This is a genomic window from Nonomuraea sp. NPDC049421 (genome assembly GCF_040677005.1).
Classification (GTDB): Bacteria; Actinomycetota; Actinomycetes; order Streptosporangiales; family Streptosporangiaceae; genus Nonomuraea; species Nonomuraea salmonea.
In genome coordinates, this window is the sequence record NZ_JBFAQA010000007.1 from 254,812 (window position 1) to 275,930 (window position 21,119).

A 21,119-nucleotide genomic window follows, 5' to 3' on the forward strand; every position below is an offset into this window, starting at 1 on the left:
GGGAACGTGTGGTGAGATCAGGATGCCGTACGGCACCGACAGTTCAGCCGACCGACAGGGTGGTGGTGTCGACGCCCGCCTGGGTCACGGACCGGCCCGAGACCAGCACGAGCGAGAGGTTGCGCAGGTCGGCGATGCGTTCGAGGGGGTCGCCCGTGACCGCGATGACGTCGGCCCGCTTGCCGGGGTCGAGGCTGCCGGTCACCTCGCCCACCCCGCAGGCGTCGGCGGCCAGCACGGTGGCCAGCTCGATGATCTCGGCGTTGCGGTAGCCGGCCATCGCGAACACCTCGAGCCCGCCCACGTACCCGTCGGTCGGGTTGGCCACCTCGCCCACCGCGAACCCGGCGTCGGTGCCCGCGATCTGCCGCACCCCCGCCTCCCGCATGCGGGCGACGCCGGACAGCCAGGCGTCGAGCATCTCCTGCCCGTGCACCTTCCTGATGCGGTCGAAGACTCCGTGCACGGTCGGGCAGACGTACGTGCCGCTGGCCGCGACCAGCTCCACCAGCTTCGGGTCGTAGCGGTGTCCCGACGGGGTGAAGAACGTGCAGTGCTCGATCGTGGTGACGCCGGCCTCGACGGAGCTGCGGATGGCGGCGTGCGCGTGGGCGTGGGCGGCGACGCCCTTGCCGCGCGTGGCGGCCTCCTCGACGACGGCGCGGAGCTGCTCGGTGCCGTACTGCGGGACCCAGCTCGGCGGCGCGCCCGGCGTCATCTGACCGCCGGAGGCCATCACCTTGAGGCAGTCGGCGCCGGCCCGCAGGTTCTCCCTGGCCACGCGGCGGATGGCGGCCTCGTCGTCGGCCTCGCCACCCATGTACCAGCAGTGGCCGCCGGTGATGGTGATCGGCCTGGTGGCGGCCACGATGTGCGGGCCGACGGCCAGGCCCTCCTCGACGGCGTCGCGCAGCGCCAGGTCGAGGAAGCCGCGCGCGCCGAGGTCGCGGGCGGTGGTGACGCCGGCGGAGACGAGCTTGCGCGCGTTCTCGGCCATGCGCAGCAGCAGGTGGGCGTCGCTCTCGGCGCTGCGCCGCGTCACCGGGTCGACCTTGGCGTCGAAGCCCAGGTGCACGTGCGCGTCGACCAGTCCTGGCAGGACGGTGTGTCCCGGCAGGTCGAGCACCTCGCCCGCCTCGCCGGCGCTGCCGCGCGGCCCCACGGAGACGATGCGGGGCCCGTCGATGAGGATCTCGCCGTTCTCGATCACCTCTCCTGGACGTCCGGTGAGCACCTTCGCCGCCCGAATGATCCGCATGCGTTCCAGCGTGCCACGGGCCTGAAGGCGGCGAGAAGGGGATCGTAAGGACCGCGTCGCACTCTGGGAGCATCCGTCACCTCCGGAGGGCAGAGCGCATGTCCATGACCGTCGCCTATGACCTCGTCCATCTCCTCGGCGCGCCGCGCCCGCTGGTGTGGGCCGCGTGGACCGAGCCCGAGCGGTTCTGCCGCTGGTTCGGGCCCGCCTGGATGGCCACGCCGCTGGGGCGGGTCACCCTCGACGTGCGGGCGGGCGGGGCGTGGGGGGTGACGCTGGTCGGCGACGAGGGGTTCGAGATGGTGGTGGGCGGGCGGTATCGGGAGGTGGTGGCGCCCGAGCGGCTGGTGTTCACGACCGGTGCGGGCGATCGGGCCGCGTCCGTGGTGACGGTGGTGTTCGTCGCGGCGGGCGCGGGGACCGAGCTGCGGGTACGCGAGATCGGCGTGGGCGTCGGGCGTGAGGGGTGGGAGGAGTTCTGTGGCCGGCTGGCCGCGTACCTAGAGCCCTAGCAGGGTCAGTGCGTCTTCCAGCTTGTACGTCTCCCCCTCCGCGTACGCCGCCGCGTAAGCCGCCTCCCCCAGCGCCTCCCGCGCCCGCGCGGCCGTCCTGCCGATGTCCTCCTGCTCGACCGGCCCCGCGGCCAGCTGGTGGTGCCGGCGGGCGGCGGCGGCCAGCCCCAGCAGCCGCGCTCCCTGCTCGGTGGGCCCGGCGGCGGACGCGGCGGCCTCCACCGCGCCCACCGCCGTCCACGGGTCACCGATCCTGCGGATCGCGGCCAGCGCCTCGGCGTGCAGCTCCAGCGCCCCGGCCGGGTCGCCGCGCAGCTCCAGCAGCCGGCCCAGCTCGACGAGGACGTCGGGCAGGTGCATCGCGGGCTCGGCGGACGGGTCTCGGGACACGCCGTCGAGCAGGTGGTGCAGATGAGGCTCGGCCAGGTCGAGCCGGCCCGACCGGCGCGCGGCGAAGGCCAGGCCCATCTCGGCCATCGTCGCGGCCTTGCTGTAGCCCTGGGCGGTGGCCTGGGCGAGCGCGCGCTCGCTCAGCTCGATGGCGCGCTCGTACGCGCCGCTCTCCAGCGCGGTCCAGCCCAGCCAGGCGATGTACGTGACCACCTCGGGCCACAGCTCAAGCTCCTCGGCCATCCGCAGGTTCGCGCCGAACAGCCGGTCGGCCTCCTCGGTGTCGTGCTCCATCTGGGCCAGCGAGGCCAGCCACTCGGTGGCACGCAGTAGCCCCCACCGGTCGCCCAGCTCGGTGAACAGCCGGGCGCTCTCCCCCGCGACGCGCCGCAGCGCCTCGGTGTCGCGCAGGGTGAAGGCGTCCATGGCCTGCCTGGTGAGCGCGGTGGCGACGCCCCAGCGGTCGCCGACCTCCCTGAACGTGGCCAGCGCCCGCTCCCCCAGCTCCTGCCCCGTCGTCATGTCGGCGACGTGCAGGGACATGAACAGCTCCGCCCTGGCCCGCGCCCCGGGGTCGGCGATCGCCGCCACGACCGGCGGCCAGTCGGGCTCCTCGCCCATCATGAGCGCGAAGCCCGCCTCCCAGGCCGCCGCCCTGGCCCGCTCGTCTCCCTGCGGTCCTGGCACGGCGAGCGCCGTCGCCAGGGCCCGTCTGCCCTCGGTGAGCCGGCCGCGCAGGAACCAGTACCAGGTCAGCGCGTTGACCAGCCGGGCCGCGCCGTCCGCGTCGCCCGCCGCCGCGGCGGTGTCGAGCGCCGCGCGCAGGTTGGCCGACTCCGCGTCGAGGCGCAGCAGCCATTCGCGCTGGCCGGGGCCGTACAGCTCGGGCTCGGCGCGCAGGGCCAGCTCCAGGTAGTGGCGCAGGTGCGCCTGGCGTACCTCGTCCAGCTCGCCCGCGTCGGCCAGCCTGGCCAGGCAGTACGCCGACACCGACTCCAGCAGCCGGTAGCGCACCCCGCCTGGGGTGTCCACGACCGTCACCAGCGAGCGGTCGACCAGCCTGGCCAGCAGGTCCAGCACGTCGAGCGGGTCCAGCCCGCAGACGGACTCGGCGGCCTCCAGCGTGCAGCCGTCGGCGTGGACGGCGAGGCGGCGCAGGACCACGCGCTCGTCCTCCGACAGCAGGTCCCAGCTCCAGTCGATGACCGCGGTGAGCGTCTGCTGGCGGGCGGGGGCGCCGCGCTGCCCGGAGGCCAGCAGCCTGAACCGGTCGTCGAGCCTGGCCACCACGCCGTGGACGCCGAGCGCGCGCACCCGGGTGGCGGCCAGCTCCAGCGCCAGCGGGATGCCGTCGAGCCTGCGGCACAGCTGCGCGATGGCGGGGGCGTTGCCGGCGTCGAGGGCGAACCCGCGGGCGGAGGCGGCGGCCCTGGTCACGAAGAGGCGTACGGCGTCGGAGCGGGCCATGGCCGCGAGGTCCTCCCCGGTGGGCACGCCGAGCGGCGGCACATTCCACAGCACCTCGCCCTCGACCGCCAGCGGCTCCCTGCTGGTGGCCAGGATCCGCAGGTCGGGGCAGGCGCGCAGCAGCGACTCCGCCAGCTCGGCCACCTGCTCGACCAGGTGCTCGCAGTTGTCCAGCACCAGCAGCGTGCGCCGCTGCCGCAGCACCGTGGCCAGCCTGGCGGGCGCGGCCTCGGGGCCGGCGTCCTCCCTGATGTCCAGCGCGGCCGTCACCGCCTCGGCCGGGGTGCGGGACGCCTGGTCGAGCGCCACCAGCCAGGCGCCGCCCCCGAACTCCTCCGCCAGCCGGTTCGCCACCTCCAGCGCGAGCCTGGTCTTGCCGACGCCGCCGCTGCCGGTGAGCGTCACCAGGCGTTCCTCGCCCAGCAGGGCGCCGATCTCGGCCAGCGCCGCGTCACGTCCGATGAGCTTGCTGACCGGGGCGGGCAGGTTGGTGGACGGCCGCTCGGCCGGCACGCTCAGCGCCGGGTCCTGCCGCAGGATCGCCTGGTGCAGCGCCACCAGCTCGGGGCCGGGGTCGAGGCCCAGCTCGTCGGCCAGCCGGTCGCGCAGCTCGGCGTAACCGGCCAGGGCCTCGCTCTGCCTGCCCGCGCGGTACAGAGCCCGCAGGTGCACGGCGCGCAGCCGCTCGCGCAGGGGGTGGCGGCGTACGAGGTCGCTCAGCTCGCCCACGAGCAGCCCGTGCTCGCCCAGCTCCAGCCGGGCCTCGGCGTGCTGCTCCAGCGCCGACAGCCGCTGCTCCTCCAGGCGGTGCACGGCCGCCCTGGTGAACTCCTCGTCGGCGAAGTCCGCGTACGCCGGGCCGCGCCACAGCGCCAGCGCGTCGGCCAGCAACCCGGCCTTGGTCCTGGGGCTGTCAGCGGCCTCGGCCCTGGCCAGTAACTCCGCGAACCGTACGGCGTCCACCGCCCCCTCGTCGGCGCGCAGCAGGTAGCCGGGCGCGCGGGAGACGACGAGATTCTTGCCGCCGCTCTCGGCGTCCTCGAACGCCTTGCGCAACTGCGACACTCGCACCTGCAGCGCGCCCGCCGGGTTGGCGGGCGGGTCCTCGCCCCACAGGTCGTCGACCAGCCGGTCGACCGACACGGGGTGCCCCTCGTGGACCAGCAGGTCCGCGAGGAGCGCGCGTACCTTGAGCCCGGGGATCGTGACGCTCTGCCCGGCATCCGTCCACACGGCCAGCGGGCCGAGCACGCCGAATCGCATGCCCGTCACCCTATGCGGGAGGGGGGCCCGTCAGGTCGTGTCCCCGGGGTCGCGTGCCTGCCCGCATCCGGGTGTCTCGGCGGTGGGGTGGCACTCGCGTACCGCCTTGATCTCCTCGCCCGCCTCGACGGTCATGAGCCAGATCGCGCGGCCCTGGGCGTCGTGGTCGGTGGCGTCGGAGGAGAACGCCACCGCGCCCGTCGCCCCGTCGAAGCTGAGGCCGCGCAGGTTGTAGTGCACGCCGGCGCGTACGGCGAGGGCGTCGGGGCTCTGGTTGCGGTAGGTGTTGAACGCCATGGCGACGGCCTGGACGGCGTCGTAGCCGAAGGCGGCGTGCACGTACGAGAAGGTCTTCGACGTCTTGTCCGCCCATCGCCACAGCACCTCCTGGCTCTGGTTGTCGGAGGGGTTCCTGGCGTCGGTCAGGGAGACGAACGACATGGTCACGGTGTGCTTGCCGGGGTTGCCGCGCACGTCGTTCGCGATGGCGCCGGTCACGTCGTCGGAGGCCAGCAGCCGTACGCCGGCCCGCTGGCACGCCGTGCCCCAGGCGCGCTGGACCATGGCCAGGAAGTCGGCCCTGCCGGTGTAGTAGAGCACCTTCGCCTTGGTGCGGCACGCGTCGCGCACGGCCGCTTCGAGCGAGGCGTCGTCGGTGAAGGGGTGCTCGGTCTTGTCCCCCTGGTACGCCGCCCAGAACAGGTCCCGCAGGTCCTTGCTGTAGAGCTCGCCGGGCTGTTTCTGCCAGACGACGGCCACGCCGGGCCTCCTGCCCACCGCGGGGTCGAGTCCGATCCGCTCCAGCCAATGGACGGTGGCCTTCACCTGCAGCGTGTCCACGACCGCCAGCCGGTAGAAGTAGGGCGAGCGCCCTCGCTCGTCGTCGACCGCGATCTGGTGCACGGTGCTGACCGTGCCGACCATCGGCATGTTGACCTTCGTCAGCCGCGTGACCGCCCGCCGCACCTCGTCCCTGCTCCATGCGAACCCGACGACGGCCGCCAGGGAGGGGTCGTTCTTCGCGTGCTCGGCGATCTCGTCGGCCGCGAGCTCGGCTCCGAGGAAGTCCTGGCCGGTGTTGGCGAACAGCACCTTCATCTTCCAGTCGGACTTGCTCTTGTTGAACTCCGCCTGGTACGCCCCGAGCCCGGTCAGCTCGCCCGCGACCGCCGTCATCTGACCCTCCTTGAACTGGGCGCCCGGCTGCGTCGTCAGCGGGCCCAGATAGGCGATCTTGATGACCTTGGCGCCGAAGGGGATGGCGGCGTTCTGCTGCTCGATCTTGTCCGTCACCGGCTGCAGGGTCGCGTGCGGGGCGATCTTGTCCAGCGAGCCCATGCCCACGCACTGGTCGGCCAGCTCGTGCAGGCCGGAGCCGCAGCCCAGCGCGTTCGCCGCGGTGACCGTCACCGGGGCGGCCACCAGCGTCAGCACGAACGCCCAGAACACCATCGCCCTGACGGGACGCAGCCGCCGTTCGGGACGCCGCCGCACCGTCCCCGGCTCCACCGGACGCGTCGTGTCGATCACGAGGTACGGGCTCGGCTGGAACCGGCGCATGGCCCTGCCCCATTCGGCGTACAGCTCGGCCGGGGCGTCGATGCCCCCGCCGTCGAACCGGGCATGGTGGGCGGCCGGCGGCACCGACGTGGAGACGACCAGCAGCAGCGGGCCCCGCTGGCCCGTGCCCACCCTGATCTCCTCCACCAGCTCGACGAACCGGCGCCCCGCCGTGCCGGGATCGGCGTGCTTGATGCCCACCACGGGATAGGTGTGGCGGCCCCAGCCCGGCCACGCCCACGGGAACAGGCGGCGCCGATATGCCTGGCGGAGGTCCTCCAGCAGCGCGGCGACGAGCAGGCGTTCTGCCTGCTCCCGGTGCTCGTCCTCGTGCCCGGGCGGGAGCTCGGTGCCCGCGATGCGCATCGCGTAGTCGATGAGCGGCTCGCCCGCCCGGCGCGGCAGGTAGGGCGCCCGGCGGAACCAGCGGTAGGAGAGCAGGCCCCTGACCAGCAGCGTGGCGTGCAGCAGGGCGAGGACGACGGCCACGGCCGGGCTGATCAGCCAGAGCAGCAGATTGACGCCGTCCATGAACTGCTGCAGCCCGAAGGCCGTCAGCCCCGAGGCGGGCAGCCACGTGGTCATGGTGCGGCTGACGTAGTCGGCCCAGCTGCGCAGCGCGGGCCCGGTGAACGTCTCCGCCTTTCGCCACGCGGTATGGGAGCGTACGTAGTCTTCGCGGGTCGGCGTTTCCCGGTGTTCTCCGCTCGCCGCGGGGTGCGCTTCCCGCCAGGCCCAGAGAATGAATCGGGTCAGCAGAAAACGGGGCGGCGGAAGCAGCGTGCCCCCGACCCAGCGCGTCAAAAGGCCGTCGCGAAAGGTCAGCTTCTCGATGACGCCCGCCACGTCGGAGGCGGCCGTCGCCTCTATGCGCGCGTGGGGCGCCCAGCGGCCGATTCTGTCGACGTCGTCAACGGCCTCGTCGGCCGCGCGCAGGTCGCCGGTGAAGACCAGGATCGGGCGGCCGTCTTCTCTGGACAACGGGGAGGGGCGGCGTACGGCGTCTACTATCAGGGGATATGCGGGGGCATATGCCATGAGCGATCAATCCTCCCCATTGATGCTCGCCTGCGCGACTCGGTGGAACGAGGCTACTCAAGTCGCGCCTCCGCATGTCGCAGCCTTGACGATCTATCCCGACTGTCGCACTTATGTGATCGAGCCTATAGCGCCAAGGTCAGATATATGCTGTAAAAATATCCGTTGGCATAATTGCCCCTTTGGGAACTAAATTCCGGGCGGTCACGTTCCGCTCGGTGGCGCCTTTCTGGCCGAGCCGCGGTAACGCTCGGCGTCGTAGCGGCGGCCGTTGTCCTCCAGCTTCGCCTGCGCCGCCGCCATCAGATCGACGCCCAGCACGTCGGCCAGGCGCACGAGGTAGAGGGTGACGTCGGCCAGCTCCGTACGCATCCGGTCGAGCGTCTCCCGATCGGGGCTCGCCGACTCCTCCGCCGTCAGCCACTGGAACTCGGCCACCAGCTCGCCGACCTCGCCGGCCAGCGCCATCGCGAGGTTCTTCGGCGTGTGGAACTGCTCCCACTCCCTGACCCGGGCGAACTCGCGCAACCGCGCGGCAAGGCACTCCAACTCGCTCGTCACGTCTCAGGACCCTACCGAGCCGTACCTGTATGTTGCTGAGCGTGAATGGGGTGGAATTGTTCCTGTTGGGCCGGGCACTGATGAAGATCGGCGAAGAGGCGATGCCGACGGAGGGGATCGGTGATCAGCCGGCGAGCATGCGTACGGTGCTGATCGTGGTGAGCGACCTGCGGGCGCACCCGGACACGACGGTGGGCGAGATCGCCGCGCGTACGGGTCTGCCGCAGAGCGCCGTCTCGGCCGCGATCGCCCGGCTGCGCACGGCGGGCGCCGTGACGACCGCCACCGACCCCCGCGACCGCCGGCGCACGATCATCCGCGAGGCCCCCGAGGTCTCGGAACGCGTGACCCGGGTCCGCGAGACCCCCATCGACCACGCGCTGGCGGCGGCCCTGCGTACGGACGACCTCGAACACGTGCGCAAGACGGTCGCCACCCTGGAAGCCCTCGCCGACGAGCTGATCCCCGACCGCCGCACCTGACCCCCCGGCCGATCTCCCGGCCGATCTCCCGGCCGATCCCCGGCCGATCCCCGGCCGCCGCGCCGACCGGCCGGCACCACCCGCCCTGGTCGCCCTACTGCGTCGCGGCTCGCAGCAGGTCGCGCAGGCGGGCGATCGGCTGCTCGTCGCCTGAAACGTTCAGTGCGGAGGCGTCGCCGCGCCCCCACAGCCACAGCAGCGTCTCCTGCGGAGCGCCCGCGACCGACGCCTGCGCCTCGCCGTCGCCCGGGGCGACCTCGACGCCGGAGGGGGCCATGCGGACCACCCATCGCCGCCCGCCCGCCTCGATCGCCACCGACCGGCCGTCGGCGGTCTTGAGCGCGTCGCCCAGCTCGTCCGGCCAGGAGGCCGAGGCGTAGGCCAGGAAGACCACCAGCACCTCGTCGATGCCGTCGAGGGCCAGGTCGTCGGGGATCGGCGTGACGGGGCCGCCCGCCGCCAGCTCGGAGTCCACCCGGTGCACGACGACCTCCTGCGCCATCCTGCGGATCCAGAACCCGACCGTCTGGTCCGGGTCGTAAAAGGTGGGCGTGGCGTCCTCAGGCTTGCGCGCGGCGAACTCCGCCTTCAGCTCCCGCACGGCGCGGTCGAAGTATCCGGCGGGCTCGGCGGGGTCGGGCTCCGGCGGCCACGGGTCGGGCCAGGAGCCGGTGCGCATGACCTCGATCTTGTGCAGGAACACCTCCCCCGTGTGGAAGAGCACGTCGGAGGCCGTCCATCCGGGGCAGCACGGCACGGGCGCGGCGAGGTCGCGCACGGCTGCGGCGCGCAGGCGGGCGCAGTCGGCGTCGATGAGTTCGAGGTATCGCGGGAAGTCCATGCGAAGAATTCAAACACATGATCGAGTCCGCATGCGACGCTTCCCGCGACACCCCGGGACGGGGCTACCCGTAGTGGGCCGTGCTCTCCCTGACGATCAGCTCCGTGGCCAGTTCGACCCGCTTGGTCTCCGGCACCTCTCCATGGCCCATGGCGAGCACCGTCTTGGTGGCCAGCGCGGCCATCTCCTGGAGCGGCTGGCGGACGGTGGTGAGCGGCGGCCAGGCGGACTTGGCCAGCGGCAGGTCGTCGAAGCCGACGACGCTCAGGTCCTCGGGGACGCGCAACCCGCGCTGCCGGGCGGCCTCGAAAACGCCGAAGGCCATTAAATCGCTGGCGGCGAAGATGGCGGTGGGCGGCTCGGGCAGCGACAGCAGGGCGTGGCCCTCGTCGTGGCCGGACTCGACGAGGAAGGTGCCGCGCCTGATCAGCTCGGGCTCGACGGGCAGCCCGGCGGTCTCGAGCGCGGCGCGGTAGCCGTCGATGCGGGCCTGGCTGCACAGCATGTCGGACGGCCCGCTGATCATGCCGATGCGGCGGTGGCCCAGCTCGATGAGGTGGCGGGTGGCGGCGAGCCCGCCGTTCCAGTTGGTGGCGCCGACGGAGACGACGCCGGGCGCGGGCTCGCCCTCGGGGTCGACGACGGCGAACGGCAGCGACCGGGCGCTGAGCTGGGCCTGGATGCCGGTGGACAGCCGGGAGGCGACGATGACGACGCCGTCGGTGCGCCGGGCGGCGAGGCGTTCGAGCCAGTCGCGCCCTGGACCGGCATGGGTGTGCAGGACGGAGATGACGACGCTGGCACCGGCGTCGTGGGCGGCGCTCTCGGCCCCGCGGACGATCTCCATGGCCCACGGCGACTCGATCTCGGCGAAGACGAGGTCGACCAGGCCGGCCGGGGTGTCGTCCTGGCTGATGCGCCGCTGGTAGCCGTGCTCCTGCAGCAGGCGTTCGACACGATGGCGGGTCGCCGGAGCGACCTCCGGGCGCCCGTTGATGACCTTGGAGACCGTGGGGATGGATACGCCGGCCTCTTCCGCGATCAGTGCGATCGTGACCCGCCTCTTCGCTGACACAAATCGGGAGTGTATCCGAAAGTTTCGGTTTGGGATCGCTCCCATAGGGGGTGTTGACGCTTTACCTGGCGTTTACCTACGATCACGGCAGCGAAACTATCGGGGGGTTCTCGAAACTTTCAACAGTCAGCTGAGGAAGGAACCCCATGAAACGCAGTCTGGTGGTGATCGCCACCGCCGTGCTCGTGGCCGGTTGCGGTGGCGGTGGAGGGGAGTCCGCTCCTCAGGAGAGTGGCGGCGCTCCCCAGAAGGTGACGCTTGAGTGGTGGCACCTGTCGACGGCGGACCCGCTCAAGACCCTGTGGGCCAAGCGGGCCAAGGAGTTCGAGGCCGCGAACCCGCACGTCACGATCAAGGCGACGGTCCTGGAGAACGAGGCGTACAAGGCCAAGCTCACCACGATCACGCAGTCGGGCAAGGCGCCCGACATCTTCGCCTCCTGGGGCGGCGGCGTGCTCAAGCAGCAGATCGACGCCGGTCTGGTCAAGGACATCTCGTCCGACGTCGCCGACGTCCTGCCGAACTTCACCCCCGCGTCGCTGAGCGCGTACCAGGTGGACGGCAAGACGTACGGGCTGCCGACCGACATCGGCCTGGTCGGCTTCTGGTACAACAAGAAACATTTCGAGCAGGCGGGCATCACCGAGCCGCCCGCCACCTGGTCGGCGTTCCTTGACGCCGTCAAGAAGCTGAAGGCGGCCGGGATCACCCCGATCGCCCTCGCGGGCAAGGAGAAGTGGCCGGGCCACTACTACTGGGCCTACCTCGCGCTGCGCATCGCCGGCATCGAGGGGCTCAAGCAGGCGGAGACCGACCACGACTTCACCAAGCCCGACTTCATCGCCGCGGGCCGGCAGGCGAAGGCGCTGGCCGACCTGCAGCCGTTCCAGAAGGGCTTCCTCGGCGCGGCCTACTCGACCCCCGACGGCCAGGCCGCGCTGGTCAGCAACGGCAAGGCGGCCATGGAGCTGATGGGCCAGTGGGCGCCCGTCACCCAGGCGGACGCGGGCAAGGGCCTCGGCGACGACCTCGGCTTCTTCCCGTTCCCCGCCGTCGAGGGCGGTAAGGGCTCGATCGACGACGCGTTCGGCGGCGGCGGCGGGCTGGCCGTGGGCGCGGACGCCCCGAAGGAGGCCGTGGACTTCGTCAAGTTCATGACCCAGATGGACAAGCACTCCGAGGCCGTGGAGTCCGGCGCCGTGCTGCCGGTGCTCAAGGGCGAGGAGAGCGCGGTCAAGGACGCGAACCTCAAGGAGGTGGCCACGCAGCTGGCCGGCGCCACCGGCTACCAGCTCTACCTGGACCAGGCCTACCCGCCGGCCGTCGGACAGCAGGTCAATGACAGCGTGGCCGAGCTGTTCGCCGGGACGAAGACACCGGAAGAGGTCGGCGCCGCCATCACCGAAGTGGCCAAGAGCGAAGGATGACGACACTCACGAGAGGGCCGGAAGCGGTCAAGCTTCCGGCCCCCGCCCCTGTCGGGAGGCGCCGCGGGCGCTGGGTGGGCATCATGCTGTTCCTGCTCCCCGCGCTCGTGCTGTTCCTGATGCTGGTCGTGACCCCGATGCTGGTGGCCCTGTACTCCAGCGTCTTCAAGTGGAACGGCTTCGGCGGCCTGCCGACCGACTTCATCGGGCTGGACAACTTCACCCGGCTGATCACCAGCGAGATCTTCGCCCAGGACCTGTGGCACCTGCTGGTCCTGGTGCTCTTCTCGATCCTCGTCCAGCTGCCCTTCTCGCTGGCCATCGCCATGCTGCTGAACCAGCGCATCCGCGGCAGGGCGCTCTACCGGGTGCTGTTCTTCGCCCCGTACGTGCTCAGTGAGGTCATCACCGGCGTGCTGTTCTCGCTGATCCTCTCGCCCGGCTCGGGCATGGCGAACCAGATCCTGGGACTGGTCGGGCTGGAGTCGGAGTTCCTGGCCGACCCCGACACCGTCATGCCGTCGTTGTTCCTGGTCATGACGTGGAAGTACTTCGGCTTCCACATGATGATCTACCTCGCCGGGCGGCAGAACATCCCGAACGAGCTGATCGAGGCCGCCCAGATCGACGGCGCCACGGGCTGGAAGACCTTCAGGTACGTGACGCTGCCGCTGCTCGGCCCGACGATCAGGATCAGCGTCTTCCTGTCGGTCATCTACACGATCCAGCTGTTCGACCTGGTCTGGATCCTGACCGGCGGCGGCCCTTCGCACTCCTCGGAGACGATGGCGGTCACCATGATGGAGTGGGGCTTCAAGCGTTCCCAGGTCGGCTACGCCAGCGCGATCAGCGTCGTGATGTTCGCGCTCAGCCTCATCTTCGCCCTCGTCTACCAGCGCTTCGTGATGCGCCGTGACCTGGAGGGCGCGACGACCTCGATGGGAGGCCGGCGATGAACCACAGGACACGCAGGCCGCTCAAACGGCGCCGCAACACGCTGCCCCTGCACGTGATCGCGGTGATCGTGGGCGCCTTCATGGTGACCCCGGTCATCTACGCGCTGCTCGGCGGCTTCAAGGACAACAGCGAGCTGTCGGAGAACCCGTTCGGCCTGCCCGAGGCGTGGATCACCGCGAACTACACCGACGTGCTCGCCTCGGGCGCGTTCTGGCGGCAGGTGTGGAACAGCACGTTCATCGCGGTCGCCACGACCGTGCTGACCGTGGCGGTGTCGGCGCTGGCGGGGTTCGTCTTCGCCCGGTTCGCCTTCCGCGGCAGGGAGCTGTTCTTCATGCTGTTCACGGCGGGGCTGATGTTTCCGTTCGCGGTGGCGATCCTGCCGATCTTCGTCCTGCTGCGCACGCTCGGGCTGCTGGACAGCCCGCTCGGCGTCATCCTCACGCAGGCGGCCTTCGGCCTGCCGCTGACGATCATCATCCTGCGCGGCTTCTTCCGCAGCATCCCGGGTGAGATCGAGGAGGCCGCCACGATCGACGGATGCTCGCCGTTCGGGTTCTTCTGGCGCATCCTGCTGCCGATGGCCAGGCCCGCCATCGCCACCGTCTCCGTGCTGGCCATCGTGGGGAGCTGGAACAACTTCATGCTCCCGCTGGTGGTGTTCAGCGAGGAGGCGAGCTGGACGCTGCCGCTCGGCATCCAGCAGTTCCAGGGCCAGTACGCCTCCGACACCGCGCGCATCCTGGCCTACCTGATCCTGGCCATGGTGCCCGCGCTCGGTTTCTACGCCATTGCCGAACGACACCTGGTCGGTGGGCTCACCGCCGGCGCGACGAAGGGGTGAGTCCATGCTGCATGTGTCCGGAACCCAGCTCGTCACCGAGGACGACACACCGGTACGACTGCGGGGGGTGGGTCTCGGGGGCTGGATGAACATGGAGAACTTCATCACCGGCTACCCGGCGAACGAGTCCGCCATGCGGCAGGCCGTGCGCGGCGTGCTCGGCGACGACCGGGCGGAGCTGTTCTTCGACCGGCTGCTGACCTCGTTCTTCACCGAGCGCGACGCCGACCTGCTGGCCGGGCTCGGCATGAACTGCGTGCGCATCCCGGTCAACTACCGCCACTGGGAGTCCGACGACCGGCCGATGGAGATCGACCCGCGCGGGTTCCGCCATCTCGACCGGGTGATCGGGCTGCTCGGCGAGCGCGGCATCTACAGCGTGATCGACCTGCACGCGCTGCCGGGCTCGCAGAACCAGCACTGGCACAGCGACAATCCCACCCACGTCGCCGCGTTCTGGCAGCACCGGCACTTCCAGGACCGGGCGGTGCATCTGTGGGAGGTCATCGCCGACCACTATCGCGAGCATCCGTGGGTCGCCGGGTACAACCCGGTCAACGAGCCTGGGGACGTGTCGGGGAAGGTGATCGGGCCCTTCTACGACCGGCTGGTGAAGGCGATCAGGGCGGCGGATCCGAAGCACGTGCTGTTCCTGGACGGCAACACGTACGCCACCGATTTCTCGATATTTCGGGAGGTGTACGAGAACACGGTCTTCGTCCTGCACGACTACGCGCTGGCCGGCTTCGCGCACGGCGGCCCGTACCCCGGCTACACGCGCGGCGAGTGGTGCGACCGCGACGAGCTGGAGCGCACCTTCGCCAAGCGCTCCCGCTTCCAGCGGGAGACCGGCACGCCGCTGTGGGTGGGCGAGTTCGGGCCGGTCTACACCGGTGACCCCGAGGTGGACGGGCAGCGCTACCAGATCCTGCGCGACCAGCTCGCGATCTACGACGCGCAGGACGTGGGCTGGTCGCTGTGGACGTACAAGGACGTCGGGCTGCAGGGCCTGGTACACGCCTCGGGGGCGTACCTGGACCGGTTCGGCGACGTCATCGCCAAGAAGCGGCGGCTCGGCGTGGACCGCTGGGGCTCCACCATGGAGGAGGCGGCCGACGTGCTGGCCCCGCTGCACGCGCTCGTCGAGAACGAGTTCCCCGGCTGGGACCCCTACCCGTGGGGCGCCCGCTACCAGACGGACGACCTGATCAGGCACATCATGATGGCGCAGGCGCTGCTGCCGGAGTACGCCGAGCGCTTCCGCGGGCTGAGCGACGACGAGCTGGCCGAGCTGGCCGACTCGTTCCTGCTGGAGCGGTGCGTACGCAGGGAGCCGCTGCTCGACCTGCTGTCCGCGAACCTTCAGGGCTGAGCCGATGCGGAATTGTCGGGTGGATCTAGTAGAACAGGAGCCGCCGCATCCCCCCGACATCTAGGACCGTCCGTGACCTTCGACGAGCAGCCCAGCCACTACGACACCTACCACGACTCCTACGCCGGGCTGCCGGTGTTCACCGTGCTGTGCGAGGAGAGCGAGGTCGAGGCGCCGCCCCCTGACCCGGGGGCGGTCGCCTGGAAGTTCGAGGCGAGCGAGTGGAACGACGACGCCCCCGAGGAGATCGCCACGAGTGTCCAGTGGTTCTTCGAGCACGTCGACACCACGAAGGTCACGGCGATCGTCCTCGGCGAGTGGGAGGACAACTACGAGGACAGCTGCGAGCCGGTCATCACGGCGCTCGCCAGCAACGCCGACCGGCTGCCCGAGCTGCGCTCGGTGTTCCTCGGCGCGATGTCGCCCGAGCAGTCCGAGATCTCCTGGATCCAGCAGGCCGACGTCACACCGCTGCTGACCGCCTTCCCCCGGCTGGAGCGGCTGGAGGTGCGCGGCGGCACGGGGCTGGAGTTCCCGGCGGTGCGGCACGAGTCGCTGCGCGTGCTCAGGTTCGAGACCGGCGGGCTGCCCGCCCAGGTCGTCCGCGGGGTCGGCGACTCCGACCTGCCCGCGCTGGAGCACCTGGAGCTCTGGTTCGGCGTCGACGAATACGGCGGCGACTCGACGGTGGCCGACGTCGCCGGCATCCTCGCCGGTGAGCGCCTGCCCGCTCTGCGCCACCTCGGCCTGCAGAACTGCCCCTACGCCGACGAGCTGGCCGGCGCCGTGGCGGCCGCCCCCGTCGTGGCCCGGCTCCAGACGCTGAGCCTGTCGATGGGCTCGCTCGGCGACGAGGGCGCGACGGCCCTGCTCAGCGGCCAGCCACTCACCCACCTGCGCCGTCTCGACCTGCACCACAACTACCTGAGCGAAAGCATGGCCGCCCGCCTGCCGGCGGCGCTGCCGGGCGTAGAGCTCCGCCTCGACGACCGCCGCAGCCGCGAAGAGGACTGGCGTTACGTCGCGGTGAGCGAGTAACCCAACGTGACCACCGATCCCACCGCCACCGCCCCGGGCCGCAGCTCCTCCGGCGACACGGCCACCAGTCGGGGTGTCACCTTCGCCACCGACCCGAGCACCGACCCGGGGGCGAGCTTTCTCGCCGATCCCGACCTCTACAGCGGCGATCGGTTCGCCGGTCTGCCGGTCGAGCAGGTGGGCGAGACCGTCCCCTTGTCCCCCGAGCTGGTCGCCTGGGATGTCACCGACTCCGTCGAGCCAGGCGAGCGGGGTGAGAGCGCCCTGCCCGGTGAGCTCGACGCGCTGCTCGACCGCGTCGCGCCCGAGCGTGTGCGGGCCCTGGCGGTGAGCGGCTACAGCGTGTCCCACGCGCCGGAGATCCTCGCCCGCTACGCCGACCGGTTGCCCGCCCTGCGCGCCGTCTTCCTGGGGTTCACGCCCACCGAGCAGTGGGAGATCTCCTGGATCGGCCATGGCGACATCACGCCGGTCCTGGAGGCGTACCCGCTGCTGGAGCGCCTGGAGGTGCGCGGCTCCGACGAGCTGGCGCTGCGGCCGGTCACCCACGACCGCCTCAGGGTGCTGCGCTTCGAGAGCGGCGGCCTGCCCGGCGCCGTGGTCAGGGCGGTGGGCGCGAGCTCGTTCCCCGCGCTGGAGCACCTGGAGATGTGGCTCGGCACCCCCGCCTATTTCGGCGACAACACCATCGGCGACCTCGACGAGCCGCTGTCCGGCGCCCGGCTGCCCGCGCTCAGGCGGCTCGGCCTGCGCAACAGCGAATACCAGGACGACATCGCCGCCGCCGTCGCCACCGCGCCCGTGGTGGCCGGGCTCCACGAGCTCAGCCTGGGCCGGGGCGCGCTCACCGACCACGGCATGGAGGCACTGCTCAGCGGTCAGCCGCTGACCCACCTGCGGGTGCTCGACCTGCACCACCACTTCCTCAGCGAGCCCATGGTGGAGCGGGTGCGCCGGGCGCTCCCCGGCGTGACCCTCGACCTGACACGCCCACCCGGCGCCCACGACCAGCCCTACATCGCGGAGTGGGAATGACGGTGCGCTTCGCCGTGGTCGGTACGCCGGGCGATCGGCGGGTCACGTTGTTTCGTGACGCGGTCGTGGCGCGGGGGCTTGCGGAGCCCTATGTCGTGTCGTGGCAGGACGTGCTCGCCGGGCGGGAGATCGGCGTGCCCGAGGGGGCGCTGCTTCGGATCGACTCGCCCGGTGAGGACGCGCGGGCGGACGAACTGCTGCGCGGCCCCGGCGATCCGGCGCGGGCCGGGGGTGGCGCGGCCTGGTACGCGTCGTTCTGTGCCGGGCTCGATCGGGCCGCGGCGATCCCCGGTGCGCGGCTGCTGGGCGACGTGGGCGAGATCAAGGTGATGTTCGACAAGCGGCGCTGCCACGCGGTGCTGGCGGCGGCCGGGGTGCCGGTGCCGGAGGCGTTCGAGGCCCGCTCCTACGACGGGTTGCGGGAGGAGATGGCGCGGCGGGGCTGGCAGCGGGTGTTCGTCAAGCCCGCCCACGGCTCGTCGGCGTCCGGCGTGATCGCCTTCCAGACCCATGGCAGTCGGGTGCACGCCGTCACCTCGGCCGTCTGGCTGGACGGTGTGCTGTGCAACTCCCTCCAGGTCAGGACCGTGACCGAGGAGGCCGAGGTGCGGCGGCTCGTGGACGTGCTGGCGCCCGACGGGCTGCACGTCGAACGGTGGTTCCCGAAGGCGATGACCGAAGGGCGGGCGTTCGACCTGCGGGTGGTGACGGTGGCGGGCCGTCCGACGCACGCCGTCGTCCGCACGAGCCGCTTCCCCATGACGAACCTGCACCTTGGGGGCGCGCGGGGCGACCTCGATGTCGTACGCCGGCGGACCGGGTTGTGGGAGCGGGTGCTGGAGGTGTGCGCCGCTGCGGCGCGCTGCTTTCCGCGGAGTTTGAGTGCGGGGGTCGACGTGATGGTGGGGACCGATTGGCGGTCCGTGGTGGTGGCGGAGGTCAACGCGTTCGGCGACCTTCTCCCGAGGCTGGGGGATATTTCTGGGCATGGTCGCGACACGTACGCCGAACAGGTCGAGGCGGTCCTGAATGGCCACCACTGACCGAAAGGGGGCGCACAGCCCGCACCCCAACGTTCGCCCCGATGTGAGCGCCGGCCCGCGTCCCGGCGGCGGTGGCGTCGGCATCGACATGAACGCTGTCGTGGGGACGCACGACCTGCTCATGGTCACCCTCGACACGCTGCGCTACGACGTGGCCGTTGCGCAGGCCGAGGCTGGGCTGTTGCCCAACCTGTTGCCGGACGGTGTGCGATGGGAGCGGCGGCACAGTCCGGGGAGCTTCACCTATGCCGCCCACGCCGCCATGTTCGCCGGGTTCCTGCCCACGCCGGTAACGCCGGGGCCGCATCCGCGGCTGTTCGCGGCCACCTTCCCCGGGAGCGAGACGACCGGGAAGGGCACGTGGGTGTTCGATGCGCCCGATCTGCCCACCGGGCTGGCGCGGGCGGGCTATCACACCGTCTGCATCGGCGGGGTCGGGTTCTTCAACAAGCTGACCCCGCTCGGGTCGGCGCTGCCCGGCCTGTTCGCCGAGAGTCACTGGGAGCCGGAGTTCGGCGTGACGAACCCCGAGTCGCTGGAGCGCCAGATCGACCGCGCCGCCGAGGTGCTGGCCCGCGTGCCTGGCCCGGTCATGCTCTTTCTCAACATCTCGGCCCTGCACCAGCCCAACCACTTCTACCTGCCCGGCGCCGGGGAAGACTCCCTCGACAGCCACGCCGCCGCCCTGCGCTACGTCGACCGGCACATCGGCCGCCTCTACGCCCTCATGCGCCGCCGCCGTCCCTGCCTGACCATCGTCTGCTCCGACCACGGCACCGCGTACGGCGAGGACGGGCACACCGGTCACCGCATCGGCCACGAGGTCGTCTGGACCGTCCCCTACACCCACTTCGTCCTGGAGAGTCATGCGGCCGTATGAGGGCTACGTCTACGCCTACCCGCACAAGACCGCCTACCGCCCCCTCGACCCGCGCCCGCACCTCAAGGAGGTCTGGGCCGGCGAGCGCCCCGGCGCCCTCTACGTGCACATCCCGTTCTGCGAGATGCGCTGCGGCTTCTGCAACCTGTTCACCCGCACCGGCGCCCCGGAGGAGCTGGTGACCGCCTACCTCGACACGCTCGAACGCCAGGCCCGCCAGGTGCGCGAGTGCCTGGAGGAGACCGCGTTCAGCACGGCGGCCTTCGGCGGCGGCACCCCCACCTACCTCAGCGCCCGCGAGCTGACCCGGCTGTTCGACCTGACCGAGCAGGCGATGGGCGTGGACCTGGCGCGGGTGCCGCTGTCGGTCGAGACCTCGCCCGCCACCGCCACCCCCGACCGCCTGTCGGTGCTGGCCGAGCGCGGCACCGCGCGGATCTCGATCGGCGTGCAGAGCTTCGTGCCGGAGGAGGCGCGCTCGGCCGTCCGCCCGCAGAAACGGGCCGAGGTGGACGCCGCCCTCGACGCCATCAGGGCCTCCGGCGTGCCCGTCCTGAACATCGACCTCATCTACGGCATCGACGGACAGACACCGCGATCGTGGCGGTACTCCCTGGACACGGCGCTCGGCTGGCGTCCCGAGGAGATCTACCTCTACCCGCTCTACGTGCGGCCGCTGACCGGGCTGGGCAAGCAGGGCCGCGCCTGGGACGACCAGCGGCTGGAGCTCTATCGGGAGGGCCGCGACCACCTCATGGCGGCCGGGTACGAACAGGTCTCGATGCGCATGTTCCGCCTGCCCGGCACCCCGTCCGCCGGCACCGACTACTGCTGCCAGACCGACGGCATGGTCGGCCTCGGCTGCGGCGCCCGCTCGTACATCAGCGGCCTGCACTACTCCTTCGAGTACGCCGTCGGCGCCCGCCACGTCCGCTCGATCATCGACGACTACGTGACCAGGACCGACTTCGACGTCGCGAACGTCGGCTTCGCCCTCACTCCCGACGAGCGCAGGCGCCGCCACCTCATCCAGTCGCTGCTGCGCGCCGAGGGGATGTCGCGTCCCCTGTACGCCGCCCGCTTCGGCACCGACGTGCTCGACGACTTCCCGCTCGACGCGTTCGCCTCCTGGCTGACGATCACCGACGAGACGATCACGCTCACCCCCGAAGGGCTCGCCCACTCCGACGCGATCGGCCCCGCTCTGTTCTCGCCGCGCGTGCGGGCCCTCATGGAGGCGTACGAGGCATGCTGACCATCCTCTATCGCGGCCCGCTCGCGAGCTGCGACTACGACTGCGCCTACTGCCCGTTCGCCAAGCGCCGCGACACCCCCGAGCAGTTGCGCGCCGACCGGGCCGCGCTCGAACGCTTCACCCGCTGGGCGGGCGGGCACGACGGCCAGCTGTCGATCCTGTTCACGCCGTGGGGAGAGGGGCTGGTCAGGTCGTGGTACCGGCGGGCGCTCGTCGAGCTGTCGTGGCTGCCCAACGTCACCAGGGTCGCCATCCAGACGAACCTGAGCTGCCGTACCGAGTGGCTGGCCGAGGCGTCGGAGCGGGCCGCGCTGTGGGTGACGTATCACCCGACGCAGGTGCCGTACGAGCGCTTCCTGGCCAAGGTGCGCTCGCTCCCGGTGCGCCACAGCGTGGGCATCGTCGGCGACCCCGCCCACCTGCCGGACGCCCGGCGGCTGCGGGCCGGCCTGCCGCCGGAGACGTACCTGTGGGTCAACGCCGAGGAGGGCCGCCACTACACCGACGAGGAGGCCGCCGACTGGACGGCCATCGACCCCCTCTTCCGCCACAGCCGCTTCCCCCACGCCAGCGCCGGCCTCTCCTGCCGCACCGGCGACACGGTGATCTCGGTGAACGGTGACGGCACCGTCCGCCGCTGCCACTTCGTCCCGGAGGTCCTGGGCAACCTGTACGACGGCACGTACCGCGAAGCCCTGCGCCCCCGCCCCTGCCCGGCGGCCCTGTGCGACTGCCACATCGGCTATGTGCACCTGGAACCGCTGGGCCTGTACGACGTCTTCACGGGCGGCGTCCTCGAACGCATCCCCCATGCCTGGTGA

At 71.5% G+C, this 21,119-nt stretch carries 18 protein-coding genes; 12 read left to right on the forward strand and 6 right to left on the reverse strand.

From position 1 onward, the window contains the following. Positions 1-43: 43 nt before the first annotated feature. A complete protein-coding gene (locus tag AB0K18_RS15100) occupies positions 44-1,258 on the reverse strand; it encodes an amidohydrolase family protein (protein WP_364914582.1) in 1,215 nt (404 codons plus the stop codon). Positions 1,259-1,356: 98 nt separating this feature from the next. Here AB0K18_RS15100 and AB0K18_RS15105 point away from each other — a divergent pair, with 98 nt between their 5' ends. Then, positions 1,357-1,770 carry an SRPBCC domain-containing protein gene (locus AB0K18_RS15105; protein WP_364914583.1) on the forward strand — a complete coding sequence of 138 codons (414 nt, stop codon included), beginning with the start codon at positions 1,357-1,359 and terminating at the stop codon, positions 1,768-1,770. Here the strand turns inward: AB0K18_RS15105 and AB0K18_RS15110 are convergent. The 3 genes from AB0K18_RS15110 to AB0K18_RS15120 form a co-directional block, all read right to left on the reverse strand. Next, positions 1,759-4,890: a BTAD domain-containing putative transcriptional regulator gene (locus AB0K18_RS15110; protein WP_364914584.1), complete on the reverse strand. Its 3,132-nt coding sequence runs from the start codon at positions 4,888-4,890 to the stop codon at positions 1,759-1,761. The genes AB0K18_RS15105 and AB0K18_RS15110 overlap by 12 nt on opposite strands. Before the next feature lie 30 nt (positions 4,891-4,920). After that, positions 4,921-7,431: a hypothetical protein gene (locus AB0K18_RS15115; protein ID WP_364914585.1), complete on the reverse strand. Its 2,511-nt coding sequence runs from the start codon at positions 7,429-7,431 to the stop codon at positions 4,921-4,923. Between the two features lie 261 nt (positions 7,432-7,692). Then, a complete protein-coding gene (locus tag AB0K18_RS15120) occupies positions 7,693-8,049 on the reverse strand; it encodes a nucleotide pyrophosphohydrolase (RefSeq protein ID WP_364914586.1) in 357 nt (118 codons plus the stop codon). 50 nt (positions 8,050-8,099) lie between these two features. On the opposite strand from AB0K18_RS15120, the gene AB0K18_RS15125 reads away from it, so the two are divergent. Beyond that, positions 8,100-8,531: a MarR family transcriptional regulator gene (locus AB0K18_RS15125; RefSeq protein WP_364914587.1), complete on the forward strand. Its 432-nt coding sequence runs from the start codon at positions 8,100-8,102 to the stop codon at positions 8,529-8,531. 94 nt (positions 8,532-8,625) lie between these two features. On the opposite strand, the gene AB0K18_RS15130 is transcribed toward AB0K18_RS15125, so the two are convergent. Beyond that, entirely contained in the window at positions 8,626-9,372 is a 747-nt protein-coding gene (locus AB0K18_RS15130) for a maleylpyruvate isomerase N-terminal domain-containing protein (RefSeq protein WP_364914588.1), read from the reverse strand. 64 nt (positions 9,373-9,436) lie between these two features. Continuing rightward, positions 9,437-10,447 carry a LacI family DNA-binding transcriptional regulator gene (locus tag AB0K18_RS15135; RefSeq protein ID WP_364555366.1) on the reverse strand — a complete coding sequence of 337 codons (1,011 nt, stop codon included), beginning with the start codon at positions 10,445-10,447 and terminating at the stop codon, positions 9,437-9,439. A gap of 146 nt (positions 10,448-10,593) precedes the next feature. Between AB0K18_RS15135 and AB0K18_RS15140 the strand changes: the two genes are divergently transcribed. The 10 genes from AB0K18_RS15140 to AB0K18_RS15185 all read left to right on the forward strand — a co-directional run bounded on the left by AB0K18_RS15140 (position 10,594) and on the right by AB0K18_RS15185 (position 21,119). Then, positions 10,594-11,874: an extracellular solute-binding protein gene (locus AB0K18_RS15140; RefSeq protein WP_364914589.1), complete on the forward strand. Its 1,281-nt coding sequence runs from the start codon at positions 10,594-10,596 to the stop codon at positions 11,872-11,874. Positions 11,875-11,957: 83 nt separating this feature from the next. Then, positions 11,958-12,830: a sugar ABC transporter permease gene (locus tag AB0K18_RS15145; protein WP_364914590.1), complete on the forward strand. Its 873-nt coding sequence runs from the start codon at positions 11,958-11,960 to the stop codon at positions 12,828-12,830. Further along, positions 12,827-13,675, forward strand: a complete 849-nt coding sequence (locus AB0K18_RS15150) for a carbohydrate ABC transporter permease (protein ID WP_364914591.1) — start codon at positions 12,827-12,829, stop codon at positions 13,673-13,675. Before AB0K18_RS15145 ends, AB0K18_RS15150 begins: the two co-directional genes overlap by 4 nt. A gap of 4 nt (positions 13,676-13,679) precedes the next feature. Continuing rightward, positions 13,680-15,047, forward strand: coding sequence for a cellulase family glycosylhydrolase (locus AB0K18_RS15155; RefSeq protein ID WP_364914592.1), 1,368 nt, complete (start codon positions 13,680-13,682; stop codon positions 15,045-15,047). A 72-nt stretch (positions 15,048-15,119) separates the two neighbouring features. Continuing rightward, positions 15,120-16,085, forward strand: a complete 966-nt coding sequence (locus tag AB0K18_RS15160; protein WP_364914593.1) for an STM4015 family protein — start codon at positions 15,120-15,122, stop codon at positions 16,083-16,085. 6 nt (positions 16,086-16,091) lie between these two features. Next, positions 16,092-17,120, forward strand: coding sequence for an STM4015 family protein (locus AB0K18_RS15165; RefSeq protein WP_364914594.1), 1,029 nt, complete (start codon positions 16,092-16,094; stop codon positions 17,118-17,120). Beyond that, complete coding sequence (locus AB0K18_RS15170) at positions 17,117-18,163, forward strand: STM4014 family protein (protein WP_364914595.1); 1,047 nt, start codon at positions 17,117-17,119, stop codon at positions 18,161-18,163. The genes AB0K18_RS15165 and AB0K18_RS15170 overlap by 4 nt, the downstream gene beginning before the upstream one ends. An 88-nt stretch (positions 18,164-18,251) precedes the next feature. After that, the gene (locus AB0K18_RS15175) at positions 18,252-19,043 is read left to right on the forward strand and encodes an STM4013/SEN3800 family hydrolase (protein ID WP_364914662.1); all 792 of its coding nucleotides are present in this window, start codon (positions 18,252-18,254) and stop codon (positions 19,041-19,043) included. Beyond that, positions 19,030-20,298 (forward strand): STM4012 family radical SAM protein, encoded by a 1,269-nt coding sequence (locus tag AB0K18_RS15180; RefSeq protein ID WP_364914596.1) that lies wholly within the window; start codon positions 19,030-19,032, stop codon positions 20,296-20,298. The genes AB0K18_RS15175 and AB0K18_RS15180 overlap by 14 nt, the downstream gene beginning before the upstream one ends. Beyond that, complete coding sequence (locus tag AB0K18_RS15185; RefSeq protein ID WP_364914597.1) at positions 20,292-21,119, forward strand: STM4011 family radical SAM protein; 828 nt, start codon at positions 20,292-20,294, stop codon at positions 21,117-21,119. The genes AB0K18_RS15180 and AB0K18_RS15185 overlap by 7 nt, the downstream gene beginning before the upstream one ends.

What these genes read in the sequence shown, in the direction of transcription:
- AB0K18_RS15150 (WP_364914591.1), top strand. Translation starts at nt 12,827, where the DNA reads ATGAACCACAGGACACGCAGGCCGCTCAAACGGCGCCGCAACACGCTG.
- AB0K18_RS15130 (WP_364914588.1), bottom strand. Translation starts at nt 9,372, where the DNA reads ATGGACTTCCCGCGATACCTCGAACTCATCGACGCCGACTGCGCCCGC.
- AB0K18_RS15155 (WP_364914592.1), top strand. Translation starts at nt 13,680, where the DNA reads ATGCTGCATGTGTCCGGAACCCAGCTCGTCACCGAGGACGACACACCG.
- AB0K18_RS15170 (WP_364914595.1), top strand. Translation starts at nt 17,117, where the DNA reads ATGACGGTGCGCTTCGCCGTGGTCGGTACGCCGGGCGATCGGCGGGTC.
- AB0K18_RS15100 (WP_364914582.1), bottom strand. Translation starts at nt 1,258, where the DNA reads ATGCGGATCATTCGGGCGGCGAAGGTGCTCACCGGACGTCCAGGAGAG.
- AB0K18_RS15180 (WP_364914596.1), top strand. Translation starts at nt 19,030, where the DNA reads ATGCGGCCGTATGAGGGCTACGTCTACGCCTACCCGCACAAGACCGCC.
- AB0K18_RS15140 (WP_364914589.1), top strand. Translation starts at nt 10,594, where the DNA reads ATGAAACGCAGTCTGGTGGTGATCGCCACCGCCGTGCTCGTGGCCGGT.
- AB0K18_RS15175 (WP_364914662.1), top strand. Translation starts at nt 18,252, where the DNA reads ATGAACGCTGTCGTGGGGACGCACGACCTGCTCATGGTCACCCTCGAC.
- AB0K18_RS15185 (WP_364914597.1), top strand. Translation starts at nt 20,292, where the DNA reads ATGCTGACCATCCTCTATCGCGGCCCGCTCGCGAGCTGCGACTACGAC.
- AB0K18_RS15105 (WP_364914583.1), top strand. Translation starts at nt 1,357, where the DNA reads ATGTCCATGACCGTCGCCTATGACCTCGTCCATCTCCTCGGCGCGCCG.
- AB0K18_RS15145 (WP_364914590.1), top strand. Translation starts at nt 11,958, where the DNA reads ATGCTGTTCCTGCTCCCCGCGCTCGTGCTGTTCCTGATGCTGGTCGTG.
- AB0K18_RS15110 (WP_364914584.1), bottom strand. Translation starts at nt 4,890, where the DNA reads ATGCGATTCGGCGTGCTCGGCCCGCTGGCCGTGTGGACGGATGCCGGG.